The following is a 16,257-nucleotide window of genomic DNA, read 5'->3' on the forward strand; positions in this document are numbered from 1 at the left end:
GTTACATTCCGAACCCGGAAGCTAAGCCTTACAGCGCCGATGGTACTGCAGGGGGGACCCTGTGGGAGAGTAGGACGCCGCCGAACAATTATTGAAAAAGGCCCACACCTTACGGTGTGGGCCTTTTTGCGTTTCACGGGCGTCTTTCATGACGGCTGGACGAGCTTTGTGTCGTACGCCAGGATCACCGCCTGAATGCGGTCGCGGGAGCCCGTCTTCGCGAGGATGCGGCCCACGTGCGTTTTCACCGTCGACTCGGCCAGGTGGAAGCGCGTGGCTATCTCCGTGTTCGTCCAGCCCTGGCCGATGACCGTGAGGATTTCGCGTTCCCGGTCGGTGAGGGAAGCGAGACGGGGGTCCTCCTGGGGCGGAGCTTCGGCTCGCGACGGGTCCGTCGGCAGGTGGTGGACGTAGGCGTCGAGGAGGCGGCGGGTCAGGCTGGGGGCGACGACCGCGTCTCCCGTGGCGACCGCGCGGATGCCGGCCAGGAGCTCCTCGGGCTGGGCGTCCTTGACGAGGAAGCCGGAGGCTCCTGCGCGGAGGCCGGCGTAGGCGTACTCGTCGAGGTCGAACGTGGTGACGATCAGGATGCGGGTGCGGTCGCCGGCGGCGGTGATGCGGCGGGTCGCCTCGATGCCGTCCAGGCCGGGCATGCGGATGTCCATGAGGACGACGTCGGGGTGGAGCTCGGCCGCCAGGCGGACCGCTTCGCTGCCGTTCGTCGCCTCGCCCACGACCGTCATGTCGTCCTGGCTCTCCAGGAGCATGCGGGAGCCGAAGCGCTGGAGGGGCTGGTCGTCGGCGATGAGGACTGTGGTCACTGCGGGTTTTCCTCCGGGAGGTGTAGGCGGACGCGCCAGCCCTGCTCGGGGTGCGGGCGGGGTCCGGCCTCAAGTGTGCCGCCGTAGAGGGCTGTTCGCTCGCGCATTCCGGGCAGGCCGCGGCCGTCTGGGGCCGGGCCGTCGGTCCGGGTGGCGTTGCCTGTGTCCGTGATCGTCACGGTCACGGCCCCCTTGTCCTCGTAGGACAGCTCTATCTGCGCGGTGGCTTTGGGGCCGGCGTGTTTGAGGGTGTTGGTGAGGGCTTCCTGGATCACGCGGTAGACGGTGAGCTGGCGGCCTGGAGGGAGGGCCGGGCTGCCGTGGGTGGTGGCTTGGACGGGGAGGCCTGCGGAGCGGACGCCGTCGAGGAGGTGGTCGAGGTCCGTGAGGCCGGGCTGGGGGTTCAGGTCCGCCTGGTTCTGTTCGTCCTCCCGCATGACGTCCAGGAGGCGGCGGAGTTCGGTGAGGGCCTGGCGGCTGGTGGTGGCGATGGCGTCGAGGGCCTGGGCGGCGCGTTCCGGGGACTTGGCGGCCGCGTATCTGCCGCCGTCGGCGAGGCCGGTGATGACGGAGAGGTTGTGGCCGATGATGTCGTGCATCTCGCGGGCGATGCGGGCGCGTTCTGCGGCGGTGGCGAGGCGGGCCTGCTGGTCGCGTTCGGTCTCCAGGCGGCGGGCGCGGTCCTCCAGGGCCTCGGTGTAGTTGCGTCGGGTGCGGACCGTGATGCCGATGAGGGCGGCCACGGTGAGGGACATCAGCTGGGAACCGATCTGCTGGTCCCAGGTGCCCTCCCCGTGGCGGGCGACCGATACCAGGACCGGTGCGATCACCAGGGCCGTCGCCCACCACAGGTCGCGCAGGGGCCGGCGCAGGGCGATGTGGTAGACGACGGCGAGCTGGAGCAGGGCTGCCTGGAGGGCCGCGCCTGTCCAGGCGTTGACGAGGGCGAAGAGGGCCATGGCGGCGAGGACGGCCCGGGGGTGGGTTCGTCGCCAGAGGAGGGGGAGCGAGAGACCGAGGCTCAGGGTGAGGAGGAGCCAGCCGGGGACGTCGAGGTTGTGGGCGTTGTGGCGCCAGCCGCCGCCGGCGTAGTCGATCAGGGCCGCTGTCACCCAGAAGCCGGTGATGTGCGCGTCCCACAGCAGCGGGTGGCGTCGGTCGAAGGCGCGCACCCGGCGGGTGAGGCGGTGTGCGTACTCGGTGAGGGGCTCCGGCGCCCGGTCTTGCGTCACGGGGTTCATCGTGCGGGTTTCCGATGCCGCTTGTCAGACGTCTCGGCGTCGTAGGACCGCCGCGGCCAGTGTGAGGGCCGCCGTCGTCCACAGGATCATGGCGAGGAGGGCGGCGCCGGGGGAGGCCGTGCCGGGCAGGGGCTGGGCGGTGGTGAGGGTTTCCAGGGCCTTGCCGGGGAAGTAGCGGACGGCGTCGTCGACGATGTCGTACGGGAGCATGGCCAGGACCTCCGGGACGATCATGATGAGGCCGATGTAGGCGCCGATGGCCATCGGGACCGAGCGGAGCAGGGCGCCGATGCCGAGGGCGAGGACGGCGAGGAGGGTGAGGCCGGCCGCGTTGCCGGCGAGGGCGCGCAGGACGCCGGGGTCGCCGAGGGAGGCCGCCTGGTCGGTGCCGGTGAGGAAGGACTGGGCGAGGGGGAAGGTGACGAGGTTCGTCAGCAGGGTGAGGGGGAAGGCGATCGCGGCCAGGACGGCTGCCTTGGACCACAGGACGGGCAGGCGGCGTGGGACGGCGGTCATCGTGGCGCGGATCTGGCCCGTGGAGTACTCGCCGGCCGTGGCGAGGATGCCGAGCACGCCGAGGTTGATCGTGGCGAACTGGGTGCCGAGGAGGATGAAGAGGACGGTGTCCATCCCGCCTTCGCCGGTGCCGTCGTAGGCGGCGGCCAGGCCCATGCCCATGGCGACGGTCAGCAGGCTCGTGGCGATGAGGGTGATCCAGGTGGAGCGCAGGGTCCGGAGCTTGTGCCACTCGGAGCGCAGGACGCGGGCCGGGGTCACGCGGTAGGGGAGGGTCGCCGTGGTCATGCTGCCGCTCCTTCGAGGGTCGCCGTGTACTCGACCGCGTCGCGGGTGAGGTCCATGAAGGCCTCCTCCAGGGAGGCGGTGCCGGGGGTCAGTTCGTAGACGGGGATGCCGTGGGCGGCTGCCGTGCGGCCGATGTGTTCGGCGTCCGTGCCGCGGACCTGGAGGGTGCCGGGGCTGTCGGTGGTGATGTCGACGCCGGGTGCGGTGAGCAGGCGTACGAGGTCGGAGGCCTGCGGGGTGACGACCTTGACGGTGCCCGCGCCGGAGTCGCGGACGAAGTCGGTGACCGTGGTGTCGGCGAGGAGGCGGCCGCGGCCGATGATGACGAGGTGCTCGGCGGTGAGGGCCATCTCGCTCATCAGGTGGGAGGAGACGAACACCGTGCGGCCCTCGGCGGCGAGGGACTTCAGGAGGGTGCGGATCCACAGCACGCCCTCCGGGTCGAGGCCGTTGACTGGCTCGTCGAGGATGAGCATGGCCGGGTCGCCGAGGAGGGCGGCGGCGATGCCGAGGCGTTGGCCCATGCCGAGGGAGAAGCCCTTGACCCGGCGGTGGGCCACGTCGGTCAGGCCGGTGAGGGAGAGGACCTGCTCGACCCGGGTGCGGGGGATGCCGTGCGTGAGGGCGAGGGCGCGGAGGTGGTGGTAGGCCGTGCGGCCGGGGTGGACCGAGCGGGCCTCCAGCAGGGCGCCGACCTCGGTGAGGGGCGCGGGGTGGGTGGCGTAGGAGCGTCCGGCCACGGTGGCGTGGCCACGGGTGGGGGCGTCGAGGCCGAGGATCATGCGCATGGTCGTGGACTTGCCGGCGCCGTTGGGGCCGAGGAAGCCGGTGACCGTTCCGGGGCGGACGGTGAAGGACAGGTCCGTGACGACCGTCCGGTCGCCGTAGCGTTTGGTCAGTTCGTGTGCCGTCAGCATGCTTCGATGCTCGTGCGCGCGGGGGCGGAGGGCGTCGGACCGGCGGTGGTAATCGGGGTGAGGGGTGTCGTACCCGGGTACTACCGTTGCCGGCATGAGCTATGTGATCCGGTCCGTCCGTGCTGATGAGTGGCTTGCGGCGAAGGAGCTGCGGCTCGCGGCGCTGCGGGATCCGGTGGCGCACCTGGCCTTCCTGGAGACGTACGAGGAGGCCGAGGCCCGGCCGGACTCCTTCTGGCAGGAGCGGACGGCGAGGGGCGCCGAAGGGGCCGACCAGGCTCAGCAGATCATCGCGGAGGGACCCGACGGGCGGTGGGTGGGCACGCTGACCGTGCTCGTGGAGGAGCCCGGGACGACCGACTGGGCCGGGTTTCCGGTGGAGCGGAAGCAGGGGCACATCGTCGGCGTGTTCGTACGGCCCGAGGAGCGCGGGAGCGGGCTGACCGAGGTGCTGTTCGATGCGGCCCTGGAGTGGGCGTGGGAGCGGGGGCTGGAGCGGGTGCGGCTCATCGTGCACGAGGAGAACGGGCGGGCGCAGCGGTTCTATCGCCGGGCCGGGTTCCTGCCGAGTGGGCTGACCGTTCCTCTGGGGGACGCCCGGGAGCTGGAGTTCGTGCTCGAGCGGAGCTCCGCTGGGGTGCCGTTCTCAGACCGGTAGTTCGTCGTGCGGCCAGCGGGCGCGGCCCTGTTCGCGGGAGCGGAGCAGGGCCAGGGCCGGCATGCCCCGGTCCGCTCCGGTGGCCAGCAGCTCCGGGAGCTGGGGGATCGGGGCCACGGCGGCGATGTCGTCCAGGACGAGGGTGAATGGTGGGTCGAGGCGACCGGAGGATGACCGTTCGGCCATGCGCCGGCCGCGCTCGACCACGCTGGAGACGAGGGCCGTCAGGAGGGGCATCGCGCCCGGGTTGGTCCTGGGGTCCTCGATGGATTCACCCACCACATAAAGCGTGCCCCCTTCGTCGACGAAGGAATCCAGGGCGAGGGCATCATTTCGGTTGGGAGTGCAGGCCTCGCGGATGTTGACCGTGGAGAGGGCCGCGAGCGCACGGGTCGTCAGCTGCTGGGCCATGTCCCGGCGTTCGGGGTGGGCGGTGAGGGCGCCTTCGAGTTCGCCCGCGGAGCCTGGGGCGGCCTTGGGGTTGGTACGGAGGATGCGTACGGCGTCCTGGATCTGGGTGCCCTGGGACCAGCGGTGGACGTGGCGGATGGTGCGGCCGTCGATGGCGGCGGCGTGCAGGTAGCTCCGCAGGAGTGTCTCGGCGGTGTCGCTGAGGGCCTGGTCGAGTTTGGCGGTGGGGCGGACGGGGGCGAGGAGGGCGGTTGCTCTTCCCGTGGCTGTGGCCTTGTCCTCGCAGCCGGTGGTGGGGGACCAGTGGAGGCGGGCGGGGGTGGCGCAGAGGTGGGTGGGGTCGTAGAGGTGGGTGGGGCCGAGTTTGGCCCGGGCGTCCTTGGTTTCCTGCCAGACGGCTGGGTTCGAGGTGACGATGAGGGCCGGGCCCTCGGCGTCGCGTACGGCCTGGGTGGCGGTGGTTTGGCGGGTTTCCCTCGGGGCTACGAGGATTTTTTCCCACCCGGCCAGCCGTTCCTGGCCGAACAGAGGAGCAGGGTTCGTGGGTGCGGCCGCCGGGGTCGGGGCGAGGGGTGCCGTCGACTCCGGGAGGTGCGTGGGTGTGGGCTCGGGGGCTGCGCGGCGGGGCGTGGGGACGTCGTGCTGTGCCGGCGTGGGGGTGGTGTGCTGCGCCGGTGTCTGGACGATGTCGTGCGGTGTGGGTGTCGGCGCCGCGTGCTGCGCCGGCGCGGGGGCGTCGTGCTGCGCCGGGGTCGGTGCCCTGTGCTGTTGCGCTGTCGGCATCTCGTGGTGTGCCGGGCCACCTGTCCCGTACGTGACCCCCGTCGGTTCCGGCGGGGCCATCCTCTCCGCCCGGCGTCTCGCGCGGACTGCTCGCCATCTGGCGAGCGTGCCCATCACGAACACCGTCAGGACGATCAGGATCATCAGCTGGCCGATGAACAGGCCCCAGAACAGGCCGTAGCCCGAGAGTTCGCCGGGGGGTGTGTCGGGCCAGGCGCCTGGGATGTCGTGGGGCTGGGCGATGAGGCCGCGCATGGCCAGGGGCGTGCGGGTGAAGGTGACGCCGGACGGCCAGGAGCCGTGGGCGAACAGGGCGGCGAGGCCGGTGGCCGTCCACACCAGCAGGGTCATGCCGAGGAGGAACGCGAGTATGCCGACCAGCAGGCCGTCGGGGATGCCTCCCTGGCTGTCGCGCTGCATGTGGCGGTCGTCCGGTCTCACGCGTCCTCCCCCTATGCCACCGTCGATTCGGAGTCGCCCAGGTGGTGCTCCACGAAGGCCGCCGCCCGTTCCTCCGCCTCGAGTTCGGCGGCGCGCAGGGCGTCGTCCTCGAGTTGGGCGGAGGACTCGGTCATCGCGCGGTCGGTGAAGACCAGGGGGCGTTCGGTCTCCGTGACCAGGTGCTTGACGACCTGGACGTTGCCGTTGACGTCCCAGACGGCGATGCCGGGGGTGAGGGTGGGGATGATTTCCACCGCCCAGCGGGGGAGGCCCAGGACGCGGCCCGTGGCTCTCGCCTCGTCGGCTTTCTGGGCGTAGATCGTTCTCGTCGAGGCCATTTTCAGGATCGCCGCGGCCTCCTTCGCCGCCGCGCCGTCGACGACGTCGGAGAGGTGGTGGACGACCGCCACGAAGGACAGGCCGAGCCGTCGGCCGAACTTGAGCAGGCGCTGGAACAGCTGGGCGACGAAGGGGCTGTTGATGATGTGCCAGGCCTCCTCGACCAGGAAGATGCGCTTCTTCCGGTCGGGGCGGATCCAGGTGTGCTCCAGCCAGACGCCGACGATCGCCATGAGGATGGGCATGGCGATGGAGTTGCGGTCGATGTGGGAGAGGTCGAAGACGATGAGCGGGGCGTCGAGGTCGATGCCGACCGTGGTCGGGCCGTCGAACATGCCGCGCAGGTCACCGTCGACGAGTCGGTCCAGGACCAGGGCGACGTCGAGGCCCCAGGCCCGCACGTCGTCTATGGCGACGTTCATCGCCTCGGCCGACTCGGGCTCGGGGTGGCGCAGCTGCTCGACGATGTCGGTGAGGACGGGCTGGCGGTCGACGATGGTCTCGTTGACGTAGGCGTGCGCGACCTTGAGGGCGAAGCCGGAGCGTTCGTCCAGGCCGTGGCCCATCGCGACCTCGATGATCGTGCGGAGCAGCGCGAGCTGGCCCGTGGTCGTGATCGCGGGGTCGAGCGGGTTGAGGCGGATCCCCATGTCCAGGGCGGCCATCGGGTCCAGGCGGATGGGGGTTATCCCCAGCTCCTGGGCGATGAGGTTCCATTCGCCCACCCCGTCCTCGCCCTGGGCGTCCAGGACGACGACCTGGCGGTCGCGGAAGCGGAGCTGGCGCAGGACGTACGTCTTCTCCAGCGCCGACTTGCCGTTGCCGGACTCTCCGAGGACCAGCCAGTGGGGGGCGGGGAGCTGCTGGCCGTAGAGCTGGAAGGGGTCGTAGATGTAGCCCTTTCCGGAGTACACCTCGCGGCCGATGATGACGCCGGAGTCGCCGAGGCCGGGGGCGGCGGTCGGGAGGTAGACCGCCTGGGCCTGGCCCGTGGACGTGCGCACCGGGAGCCGGGTCGTCTCGACCTTCCCGAAGAGGAAGGACGTGAAGGCGTCGGTGAGGACGGACAGCGGGTCCCGCATCAGGTCCTACCTCCGAATGCCGGTGGCGAAGGGAAGGGTGTTCACGAAGGCGCGGTGGTGCTCGCGGTCGCACCACTCCAGCTTCAGGTACGACTTTCCGGCCGAGGCCCTTATCGTCCGCTTGTCGCGGGCGAGAGCCTCGGGGGAGCGCGAGGAGACGGTGATGTAGCCGACGAGGTTCACCCCGGCGGCGCCGCTGGCGAGGTCCTCGCCGCGCTGGTCGAGCCGGGAGTTCGCGGCCACGTCGCGCGGGTCGAGGGTGCGGTTCATCTTGGCGGCGCGGGACGCCTCGGCCTCGTCGTTGGTCTTCTCCGTGAGCATGCGCTCGATGGCGACCTCGGTGGGTTCGAGGTCCATGGTGACGGCGACCGTGCGGATGACGTCCGGGGTGTGGACGAGCAGCGGGGCGAGGAAGTTGACGCCGACGGGGGTCATCGGCCACTCCTTCACCCAGGCCGTGGCGTGGCACCAGGGGGCGCGGGTGGAGGACTCGCGGGTCTTGGCCTGGAGGTAGGTGGGCTCCATGGCGTCCAGCTCGGCCGGCCAGGCATTACGTTTCGTCATGGCCTGGATGTGGTCGATCGGGTGGTCCGGGTCGTACATGGAGTGGATCAGCGAGGACAGTCTGCTCTGGCCGAGCGGCTGCCGTACGCGGATGTCGGCCTCCTGCAGGCGCGAGCAGATGTCGGTGAGCTCGCGGGCCATGACGACGGCGAGTCCGGCGTCCCGGTCGACCTTGCCGCCGTGGGCGCGGGCGGCCCGGGCCATGGCGTTGGCCTCGGCGGCGAGGTCGCGGGTGTAGTGCATGCAGGCGACGAGGTAGGCGCGGTGCTGCTCGCTGCTGGTGGACACCATCGACTGGAGCTGGTCGTACGACTGCTGGAGCCACGGCGGTGCCTTGTCGTCACCGCGGACGGCGACGTCCTTGGCGTGGGCGTCCGGGTCGGCGGGGAGGGTGCGGGCGAGCATCTGGAGGCGGGTGACGAAGCCGTCGCCGTTGGCCACGTGCTTGAGCAGGGTGCCGAAGCGGTCGACGAGGGCTTCCTGGTCCTCGGAGTCGCGCAGGCCGACGCCGGGGCCCTCGATCTCGATGGCCGCGGTGACGGTCTTGCGGTCGGCGTGCAGCAGGACGGCGATCTCGTCGGGGCCGAAGGGGGCGGCCAGCCAGGTGATGCGGCCGATGCCCGGGGGCGGTCCGACCTCGATCTCCCGCCCGTCGATCCGCGTCCCGGCCTCGATGACGGAGGACCGGTAGGTGGCGCCCTGCTTCAGGGTGCGCTTGTAGCTGCGGTTGATCTCGAACCACTTGTAGAACGTGCGGTGCTTGTACGGCACGTACACGGCGGACAGCGCCAGCATCGGGAATCCGGCGAGCAGCACGATGCGCAGGGACAGCACGGGGACGAGGAGCCCGCACATCATGCCGAGGAACGCGCCGACGACGATCAGGGCGATCTCGCCGGTCTCGCGGTTGCGGCCGATGATCGCGTTCGGCCGGGCGCGGCCGATCAGATACGTACGGCGGGGCGTGACCGGATGGGACACGTGGGACTCGGTCGTCAACGCCCTTCACCTCCCGTGCGGTTGGTACTGCTGTTGCGGGTGCTGCTGGCGTGGGGGGTGTTGACGGGGCTGCTCGAACGGGGTGCGGGTGCGGCGGAGGGGACAGATCCGCCGCCGCCGTTCGAGGGGCGCGCGCTGTGCGCGGCGACGCCGCCGGAGGCGGGGTTGCTGGGGCGGGGGGCGGAGGACTGGCTGCCTCCGCCGTTGTTGTCGGCGCGGGTGCTGTGGGTTTTGATGCCCTGCGCGACCAGGGAGGCTGGGGAGCTGATGACGGCCGCGGCCTTGCCCTCGGCGCCCTGCATGATGCGGTTGTTGCGGGAGCCGGCGATCTCGTCGCCGAAGCCGGGGACGAAGCGGTAGATCATCGCGCTGGCGAAGATGGCGAGCAGGATGATGGCGAGGCCGGAGACGACGGCGGAGAAGGCGTCGGGGCCGTCGTCGGCGGAGAGCGCGCCGGCGAGGCCGAGGACGATGACGATGACCGGCTTGATGAGAATGACCGCGATCATGATGCCCGCCCAGCGGCGGACGTGGCCCCAGAGGTTCTTGTCGACGAGGCCGGCGTAGACGACGGTGCCGAGGAGGGCGCCGACGTAGAGGAGCGCCGCCCGGATGACGAGCTCCAGCCACAGCACTCCGGCGGCGAGGATGCTGACCAGGGAGACGACGATCAGCATGATCGGGCCGCCGCCGATGTCCTCGCCCTTCTTGAGGGCCTCGGAGAACGTGCCGAAGAAGGCGTCGGTCTGGTCGCCGGTGGCTTTGGCGAGGACCTCGGTGACGCCGTCGGTGGCCGATACGACCGTGTAGAGGATCAGGGGGGTGAAGGCGGAGGCCAGCACCGTGAGCCACAGGAATCCGATGGCCTCGGAGAGGGCGGTGGTCAGGGGCACGCCGCGGACGGCTCGCTTGGCGACGGCCAGGAGCCAGAGCAGGAGCGTGAGGATGGTCGACGCGGCGAAGACGACGGCGTACTGCTGGAGGAACTTAGGGTTCGTGAAGTCGACGTTCGCCGTCTCCTTCACGGCGTCGCTGAGCTTGTCGACGGTCCAGGAGGCGGCGTCGGCACAGCCCTTGGCGAGGGAGGAGAGGGGGTCGAGGGTGGAGGTGGGGTCTAGGCGGGAGGTGCCGCCGGATCGGTTGGCACCGCCGCTTCGTTCGCAGTAGTCCTTGGCGGGGCCGTGGATCAGGTCACAGGGGTCGTCACTGGGGGTGGGCGACGGCGTGGGTGCCGCGAAGGCACGCGTGGCCAAGAGGACCGCAGCAGTCTGCACGGCTGCGACGACACCGGTCAGCTTGAGTACGCGATGGTTAACGGGCATAAGAGAACCCTCCGTACTCCTCGACTGCCTTTGCCATCTCGTCGGCGCTGGAGGCTCTGTCGTCGCCGGGAACGGGCGCCGGGCCATCCTTCTGAGAGTGAGTCACGATCTTCCAGTCACCGCTGGTCCACTCGAGTTTCATGGTGATGGTGAACCAGCTGTTCGTGACCGGGGTGGTGGAGTTCTCGCCCGCAAGGCCCAGGAGACCGCTGCACCAGACTTCCACCGTTGCGCTCTCGTGGGATGCTTCGGTGACCTTTGTGCCGATCGGACTGGTGCGGGACACGAACGTGTAGCCCCGTGGTGTCGAGCCGTCTTCGTTCAAGCCGACGTTCTTGTTGAATTCCGGCGTGTAAGCCCTGTCCAGGGTGGCCTCGAACTCCGCCACCCGGGAGGGGGCGATGATCGATTGCAGGATCGTGTCCCTCTTCGCCTTGGAGAACATCTCGGCGGAGCCGAGCGCCACCGCATAGTTCGCCGCCGCGCTCTCCGCCCCCTCCTGGTCCTGGGCGAAGCCCGACGGGATGCCGGCTGCCGACTTGGACCGGACGGGGCGTTGGCCGGAGGGGGCCGTGGCCGCCGTCTCCGGCTTGTCGGCGTTGGTGTCTGCTGATGAGGAGCCGTCGTCGCCCCTGTTCGCGAAGGCGATCGCGGCGATGAGGAGGACCACTACGCCGACCACCGTGACCAGGCTGCGGGACGACGAGCGGGGGCGGCGGGGGGTGCCGTAGGGGTCGGCTCCGGTGTCGGGCAGGCGGGTGCGGGTCTGGCCCGTGCCGCCATAGCCGCCGGAGGCCTCGTGCTCGTCACCGAGACTCATGCCGCGTACGCCCCCTCGACGTCGTACCGCTCGTACTCCTCGTACGACGGTAGCCGTGCTGGTTCCCGCGCGGGCGCGGTGTGGTGACTCGACATCAGGGAAACGCAACCTTCGCCGGTGGGCACGACGGGCGGGTGGGATGGAGGGGGAGCCGGGCGTGCCCGGCCGGGGCGGGTGGGGCCCGGCCTACACGGCCATGCCGTACACGATCGTGAAGAGCGTGCCGAGTGAGCCGATGATGAAGACTCCGGTGAGCCCCGCGATGATGAGGCCCTTGCCCTGCTCCGCGCTGAAGGTGTCCCGCAGGGCGGTGGCACCGATGCGCTGCTTGGCGGCGCCCCAGATGGCGATGCCGAGGCAGAGCAGGATGGCCACCGCCATCACGACCTCGATCATCACCTTGGCCTCGTTGCCCAGGCTGCCGAAGGGGCCCCAGTCCGGAGCGATCCCGCCGATGATCGTGTTGATGTCTCCCTTGTCGGCCGCAAAGAGCATGTAAGTCACCGCCCCTGGTGGGTAGTTCCGCATCCTCTGCGGTCGTGCAGAGGTCAGGCCTCATTCTCGCCGACAATGACGCTGCCGGATGTCGACTTGGCGTCATTGATTGGCGGGTTTCGTACGAATACCTTGCCACCGTTCCGCGCCGGCCCCTAGGGGAGGCGACGGACGGTGTACGAAGGATCGTATGGTCACTCTGTGTATCACGGCGTGTCACGCCGGGCAATGAGGCCTGAGCGAAACCTGTCGTGAGGTTCCGTCGTTGTGCCCTTCTACGGCCTGCATCACCTTTCCGGGCCGTTTCTGACGGTCGGTCGGGTGAGCGGTCGTCCCGGTGTTCTCCGGGTGAAGGGTACCTGGCGCGGCGAACGGGCCCCCTGGGCCGTCCTCCTGTCGTGCCCGTGACCCCAACGGCGTCGGATGGCCCTTTTCAGTGACGGCCTGTCACGACGTCGGGGCGTCGGCCAGCGAAGGTGGCGAGGCCCTCCGGGGAAGAGCAGTGCCCCAGGGAGCAAGCGCCCCAAGGCGGCTCTGTCACCCGTAGGAGATGTTCCCCGCTGTGAATCCCCGACAGCGGCTTCACAGCGGTGCCCCGGTGTCGTTGCCTCTGTCGATCAACACCGCCGTCAGAAGTCGATACGGGTACTGCTGCAAGCGGCGGCTCTGTGAGGATTCGCCCGGGTTGGAAGGGGTGTGCATGACGAAAACGCAACTGGTGTGACTCCTGAGCCGTCGATAGCGTTGGCGCATTCGTGCGATCCTCGCCCCACCGGGAGCCATCCGTGAAGCGCCGTCCCACTCTGCCCGCAGCCGTCGTGCTGACTGCTGTCGCGGCCTTGACTCTTTCCGCCTGCGGGAGTGGCGGTGACAGTTCCAAGAGCAACGACAAGATTGCCGGGGCGGATGCAGGCGACTCCTCAACCTCCGCTTCGCCGAGTGCCGTCGCATCGGACGCCGTCGACCGGCCGGGCGTCACGTTGCCCAACGACATGAACACTGTCTTCGAAGGGTGGAAGACGGGGGACGTCACCAAGGACGCGGCTCTGGCTGACGCGGAGCGAGCACTCGGCTCTGTTGACGACGCGATCGCGCGTGGCGATACAAAGTCGAAGGCGCTCGCCTTCTACTACCAAGACGATGCGCTGATCAGCGAAGTCAAGTGGGTGCAGGCTTGGCTTGACGCCAACATCACGTGGACCGGAACCATCCGCTATTTCGATCCGCAGGTGACGCTTCGCGACAAGAAGACGGCTGTTGTCATCTACTGCGCGGACGACAGCAAGGCGTACAACAAGGACCGCGAGACCGGGAAGGTGGACAAGACGCCTGCCAGCGACAGCCCCTACGTGCTCTACAACACTCGCTTGGAAGAGAACGGTGAGGGCGTGTGGGTAACCACCGGCCTGACCACCAAGAGGGGGCACGAGCGGTGCGGCGGCTGATCACATTACCGCGGACCGGTGGCATTGCCCTTCTGGCCCTGGTCGTGGCGGGCTTTCCGAATGCCGCATCGGCAACGCCAGGGCCCGCTCCTTCCGTAACCGAAGTCGACTCCGACACATCGGCCAAGGTTGACGGCGACACCATCTCGGCCGGTGCGGGCGTGGTTGTCTTCGACCGCTCGAAGAACGGCAGCGGCAACTCGGCCGGCGCAGTCACGTCAACGACGTCTTGGACACCTCCCGCCTGCTACTACGCGCCGAAGTACACGGCCAAGGAGCTTGAGGCGCAGATGCGGCAGGTGTGGTCCAGTAGCGCGCCCAGTCCCGAGTGGTCTCTGAAAACCCGGAACTACTTCGTCAACGGTGAGCCCTACAAGGACTTCAACAAGGACAAGGGGGACGAGGGCTACTGGTGGGACGCGTACACCACTGAGGGCCGGGAGGCGGACCCCGCCGCCCAGGACTGCGACAAGATGCCCTTCTGGGTCGACAAGGGTGACGCGCCGCCGGCCGATGCTCCTCAGGCCATCTCCTCCGAGATGCTCGCCCATCTTGCCTACAACGAGATCCGCGTGCCGTCGACCAAGGTCGACCTCGCCCCGGAGGGCACCACGAAGGTGAATCTGCCGACCTGGGTGTGGTTGAACGCGGCGGATTTCAAGCCGGTGTCGGTCACGGCTTCCGTTCCGCTGCTCGGGCTCAGCTCGACGACCACTGCGGAGCCGATTTCGCTGAAGATCGCCCCGGGCGCGGAGGACGCGGTCACCTACCCGGCCTCCGGCGAGTGCGGCATCCGTGACGGACAGATCGGCGAACCCTATGCCAAGGGCAAGGCCGACGAGACTCCTCCGTGCGGTGTGAGGTACCTGCGCTCCTCGGGGGACGGTTCGTACAAGCTTCAGGCGACCATCGCCTGGAAGATCAGCTGGACGAGTACGACGGGCCAGGACGGCGACCTTCCGAACGGTACGTTCGGCGCTGGTCAGGACGTCGTCGTCCAGGAGATCCAAGCGGTCAATCGCTGACCAGGGACACGGGGCAGATGCACAGTGGTGCCGCCTTCGGTGACGCGAGGTGCTGCGGAATCAATCGGCATGCTCATCCCCGCAAGGCGTTGAGTCCGCAGTATCGGCTCTGTTCACTCGCGGTGGTTTGTTGCAGGAGCAGTCCGCCGAGCCATGACAGCGCCAACAAATGTCTCTGGTGGTAGATAGTGGTGATCCGCCACAAAGTGATAGATGAGGTCCGGAGCAATGAGCCATTCGCCGGAGTCGGCGATGACACGGATCTCGGCCCCGCCCAGTGTCACCCTTGTTCCCGAGACGTCAATGGCGAGCGGGTACTCCACCTCGGTGTCGTGCTGAAGCTGGCACCTGTGCCAGCCCCTCGTCTTCATCTGCCTGGCGTCACGAACCAATTCCTGGAGGCAGTCCAAGAATTCATTGGAAGGGATTGCTTGGGCATAGTCCCCGCTTTCGTCCAGCCAGCCCACGTTGAGGGCCTGCACACCGTCGGGAATCGAGTCCGGAAAATGATTGTATGGGCAAAGATCTTTGTAGTGCGTCACCTGAGTCTTGCTCCTAAAAAGTCGTAGCACGCGTCCTCGGCCATCTTCTTGGCGGCAGCCAGGGCGTCCTGGGCACCGGAGACATCCGACTGGGCCTTGGACTGGGCCGACTTGGCGTGCTGCACATTACGGGTGGCGGCGCGGACTTTGGCCTCGTCCGGCTTGTCCGCGTCGGACTTCCCGCCGGTCGGGTCGTCCTTGTACTTGTCCGCCTCCTTGCCTGCCCGCGTCACCCACGAGTCCGCCGAGGCGAGGCGGGACTGGGCGGAGGAGAGGTTGTCCCGGGCCTCACGGCCCTTGACCAGAGCCAGATCGGCGAGTGACTGGGCGCGCTCCAGCTTCGGCCAGAAGTCCGCCAGCGCGTCCCCGCACATCTCGTAGGACTTTGTGAATCCGCTCGCGCAACGAGCCATGTCCGTGTCACCAGGCGCCCGGCCCCGACTGCGTCCCCGTTCGGGGAATCTGCGTGAGATCGCGGAGGAGAACGAGCGGAAAGGCCTTCGCCCGCCTCGAAGAACGTCTCGTCCCACTCACCAGATACAGCGGAGAGGACGGGCCCGGAGGGCTCGCGGCGGACGCGCTCACCCTGCACCGGCTCGTGGACCGGGGCCGCGTCGGTCGTCGACGCGGTGCCGGGCTAGGGCACGCACATCATCGTCGAACTATCGCTCACGGCCCGCGAGACCGCGTCGGCCGACGCCCTGCCCGGGGTGTACGGCGCTCACTGGTGTGACCCGGCGGTATGGGGAAGACGTCTGACGTTTTTCTCACCTTCGTCGGACACAGTGGCGCCGATGAAGCGCGTCCTCTCCCTTGTCGTGGTCCTGGTCGCTCTCGTCTCCGCGTCCGGTGCGGTGGCCGATGACGGGGCCGGGCCCTTCGGGGTGACCGTCGCCGCGGGGGCGCGGGGTGCGGGGAGTGGGCGGGTCGGGGTGTTCGTACCCGCCGGGCGGGCTGCCCGGCCGGGCGGTGCGCACTTCTGCACCGCGTCCGTGGTGCGGGCGCCGTACCGCGATCTCCTCGTCACCGCGGCGCACTGCCTGGACGGGCGCGGGGCGCTCGTGTTCGTGCCCGGGTACCGCGACGGCCGTGCGCCGTACGGGGTGTGGAAGGTGACGCGGCGGTTCATGCCCCGTGGGTGGGTCGAGGGGCGGCGGGAGGACAGTGACGTGGCGTTCGCCGTGGTCGCGCCGCGGGGCGGGGAGGGGGTCGAGGATGTCGTCGGCGGGTACCGGTTCGCCGCCGGTACGGCCACCGGGGCGACCGCCGTGACCCTCACCGGATACCCCGACTCCCGCGAGACGCCCGTCAGCTGTACCAACAAGCCGACCGCGCACAGTTCCACCCAGCAGCGCATCGTCTGCCCGGGGTTCGCCGGCGGCACCAGTGGGAGTCCTTGGGTGAACGGGGACGGGCAGGTCGTGGGGGTCCTCGGCGGCCATGACGACGGCGGGACGACCCCCGACGTCTCCTACAGCGTGGTGCTCCGTGCGGAGGCGGAGCGGCTGTACCGGGAGGCGGCGGGCGGTGACGCGTGACCCGTGACGT

At 69.3% G+C, this 16,257-nt stretch carries 16 protein-coding genes and 1 rRNA gene; 5 read left to right on the forward strand and 12 right to left on the reverse strand.

What is annotated here, in order from left to right:
* Positions 1-86 (forward strand): 5S ribosomal RNA (gene rrf / locus ACZ3I3_RS28995); the annotation flags it as partial.
* 60 nt (positions 87-146) lie between these two features.
* Here rrf and ACZ3I3_RS29000 read toward each other — a convergent pair.
* Genes ACZ3I3_RS29000 through ACZ3I3_RS29015 form a run of 4 tightly spaced genes read right to left on the reverse strand, consistent with a single transcriptional unit; the run spans position 147 to position 3,783 of the window.
* Complete coding sequence (locus ACZ3I3_RS29000; RefSeq protein ID WP_467369915.1) at positions 147-821, reverse strand: response regulator; 675 nt, start codon at positions 819-821, stop codon at positions 147-149.
* Positions 818-2,062: a sensor histidine kinase gene (locus ACZ3I3_RS29005; protein WP_467369917.1), complete on the reverse strand. Its 1,245-nt coding sequence runs from the start codon at positions 2,060-2,062 to the stop codon at positions 818-820. The genes ACZ3I3_RS29000 and ACZ3I3_RS29005 overlap by 4 nt, the downstream gene beginning before the upstream one ends.
* Positions 2,063-2,086: 24 nt before the next feature.
* Positions 2,087-2,866 (reverse strand): ABC transporter permease, encoded by a 780-nt coding sequence (locus ACZ3I3_RS29010; protein WP_467369919.1) that lies wholly within the window; start codon positions 2,864-2,866, stop codon positions 2,087-2,089.
* On the reverse strand, positions 2,863-3,783 hold the full coding sequence (locus ACZ3I3_RS29015) for an ABC transporter ATP-binding protein (protein ID WP_467369921.1): 921 nt from the start codon (positions 3,781-3,783) through the stop codon (positions 2,863-2,865). Before ACZ3I3_RS29015 ends, ACZ3I3_RS29010 begins: the two co-directional genes overlap by 4 nt.
* A gap of 94 nt (positions 3,784-3,877) precedes the next feature.
* Between ACZ3I3_RS29015 and ACZ3I3_RS29020 the strand changes: the two genes are divergently transcribed.
* The gene (locus ACZ3I3_RS29020) at positions 3,878-4,441 is read left to right on the forward strand and encodes a GNAT family N-acetyltransferase (protein WP_467369923.1); all 564 of its coding nucleotides are present in this window, start codon (positions 3,878-3,880) and stop codon (positions 4,439-4,441) included.
* On the opposite strand, the gene ACZ3I3_RS29025 is transcribed toward ACZ3I3_RS29020, so the two are convergent.
* The 6 genes from ACZ3I3_RS29025 to ACZ3I3_RS29050 form a co-directional block, all read right to left on the reverse strand.
* Positions 4,430-6,076 carry a type IV secretory system conjugative DNA transfer family protein gene (locus tag ACZ3I3_RS29025; protein ID WP_467369925.1) on the reverse strand — a complete coding sequence of 549 codons (1,647 nt, stop codon included), beginning with the start codon at positions 6,074-6,076 and terminating at the stop codon, positions 4,430-4,432. The genes ACZ3I3_RS29020 and ACZ3I3_RS29025 overlap by 12 nt on opposite strands.
* A gap of 11 nt (positions 6,077-6,087) precedes the next feature.
* Positions 6,088-7,497, reverse strand: a complete 1,410-nt coding sequence (locus ACZ3I3_RS29030; protein WP_356927849.1) for an ATP-binding protein — start codon at positions 7,495-7,497, stop codon at positions 6,088-6,090.
* Positions 7,498-7,503: 6 nt separating this feature from the next.
* A complete protein-coding gene (locus ACZ3I3_RS29035; RefSeq protein WP_467369927.1) occupies positions 7,504-9,060 on the reverse strand; it encodes an SCO6880 family protein in 1,557 nt (518 codons plus the stop codon).
* Positions 9,057-10,382, reverse strand: a complete 1,326-nt coding sequence (locus ACZ3I3_RS29040; protein ID WP_467369929.1) for a hypothetical protein — start codon at positions 10,380-10,382, stop codon at positions 9,057-9,059. Before ACZ3I3_RS29040 ends, ACZ3I3_RS29035 begins: the two co-directional genes overlap by 4 nt.
* Positions 10,372-11,202, reverse strand: a complete 831-nt coding sequence (locus tag ACZ3I3_RS29045; RefSeq protein WP_467369931.1) for a DUF8175 domain-containg protein — start codon at positions 11,200-11,202, stop codon at positions 10,372-10,374. The genes ACZ3I3_RS29040 and ACZ3I3_RS29045 overlap by 11 nt, the downstream gene beginning before the upstream one ends.
* 186 nt (positions 11,203-11,388) lie before the next feature.
* Entirely contained in the window at positions 11,389-11,697 is a 309-nt protein-coding gene (locus ACZ3I3_RS29050) for a hypothetical protein (protein WP_003991275.1), read from the reverse strand.
* A 785-nt stretch (positions 11,698-12,482) separates the two neighbouring features.
* On the opposite strand from ACZ3I3_RS29050, the gene ACZ3I3_RS29055 reads away from it, so the two are divergent.
* Positions 12,483-13,142: a hypothetical protein gene (locus ACZ3I3_RS29055; protein WP_467369933.1), complete on the forward strand. Its 660-nt coding sequence runs from the start codon at positions 12,483-12,485 to the stop codon at positions 13,140-13,142.
* Positions 13,130-14,167 carry a hypothetical protein gene (locus ACZ3I3_RS29060; protein WP_467369935.1) on the forward strand — a complete coding sequence of 346 codons (1,038 nt, stop codon included), beginning with the start codon at positions 13,130-13,132 and terminating at the stop codon, positions 14,165-14,167. The genes ACZ3I3_RS29055 and ACZ3I3_RS29060 overlap by 13 nt, the downstream gene beginning before the upstream one ends.
* Before the next feature lie 113 nt (positions 14,168-14,280).
* On the opposite strand, the gene ACZ3I3_RS29065 is transcribed toward ACZ3I3_RS29060, so the two are convergent.
* Both ACZ3I3_RS29065 and ACZ3I3_RS29070 read right to left on the reverse strand, forming a co-directional pair.
* Positions 14,281-14,709: a DUF7919 family protein gene (locus ACZ3I3_RS29065; protein ID WP_467369937.1), complete on the reverse strand. Its 429-nt coding sequence runs from the start codon at positions 14,707-14,709 to the stop codon at positions 14,281-14,283.
* Entirely contained in the window at positions 14,706-15,122 is a 417-nt protein-coding gene (locus ACZ3I3_RS29070; protein ID WP_467369939.1) for a hypothetical protein, read from the reverse strand. The genes ACZ3I3_RS29065 and ACZ3I3_RS29070 overlap by 4 nt, the downstream gene beginning before the upstream one ends.
* A gap of 381 nt (positions 15,123-15,503) precedes the next feature.
* Between ACZ3I3_RS29070 and ACZ3I3_RS29075 the strand changes: the two genes are divergently transcribed.
* On the forward strand, positions 15,504-16,247 hold the full coding sequence (locus ACZ3I3_RS29075; protein ID WP_467369941.1) for a trypsin-like serine peptidase: 744 nt from the start codon (positions 15,504-15,506) through the stop codon (positions 16,245-16,247).
* Positions 16,248-16,257 lie beyond the last annotated feature (10 nt).

The organism is Streptomyces sp. NPDC016851 (genome assembly GCF_055562795.1).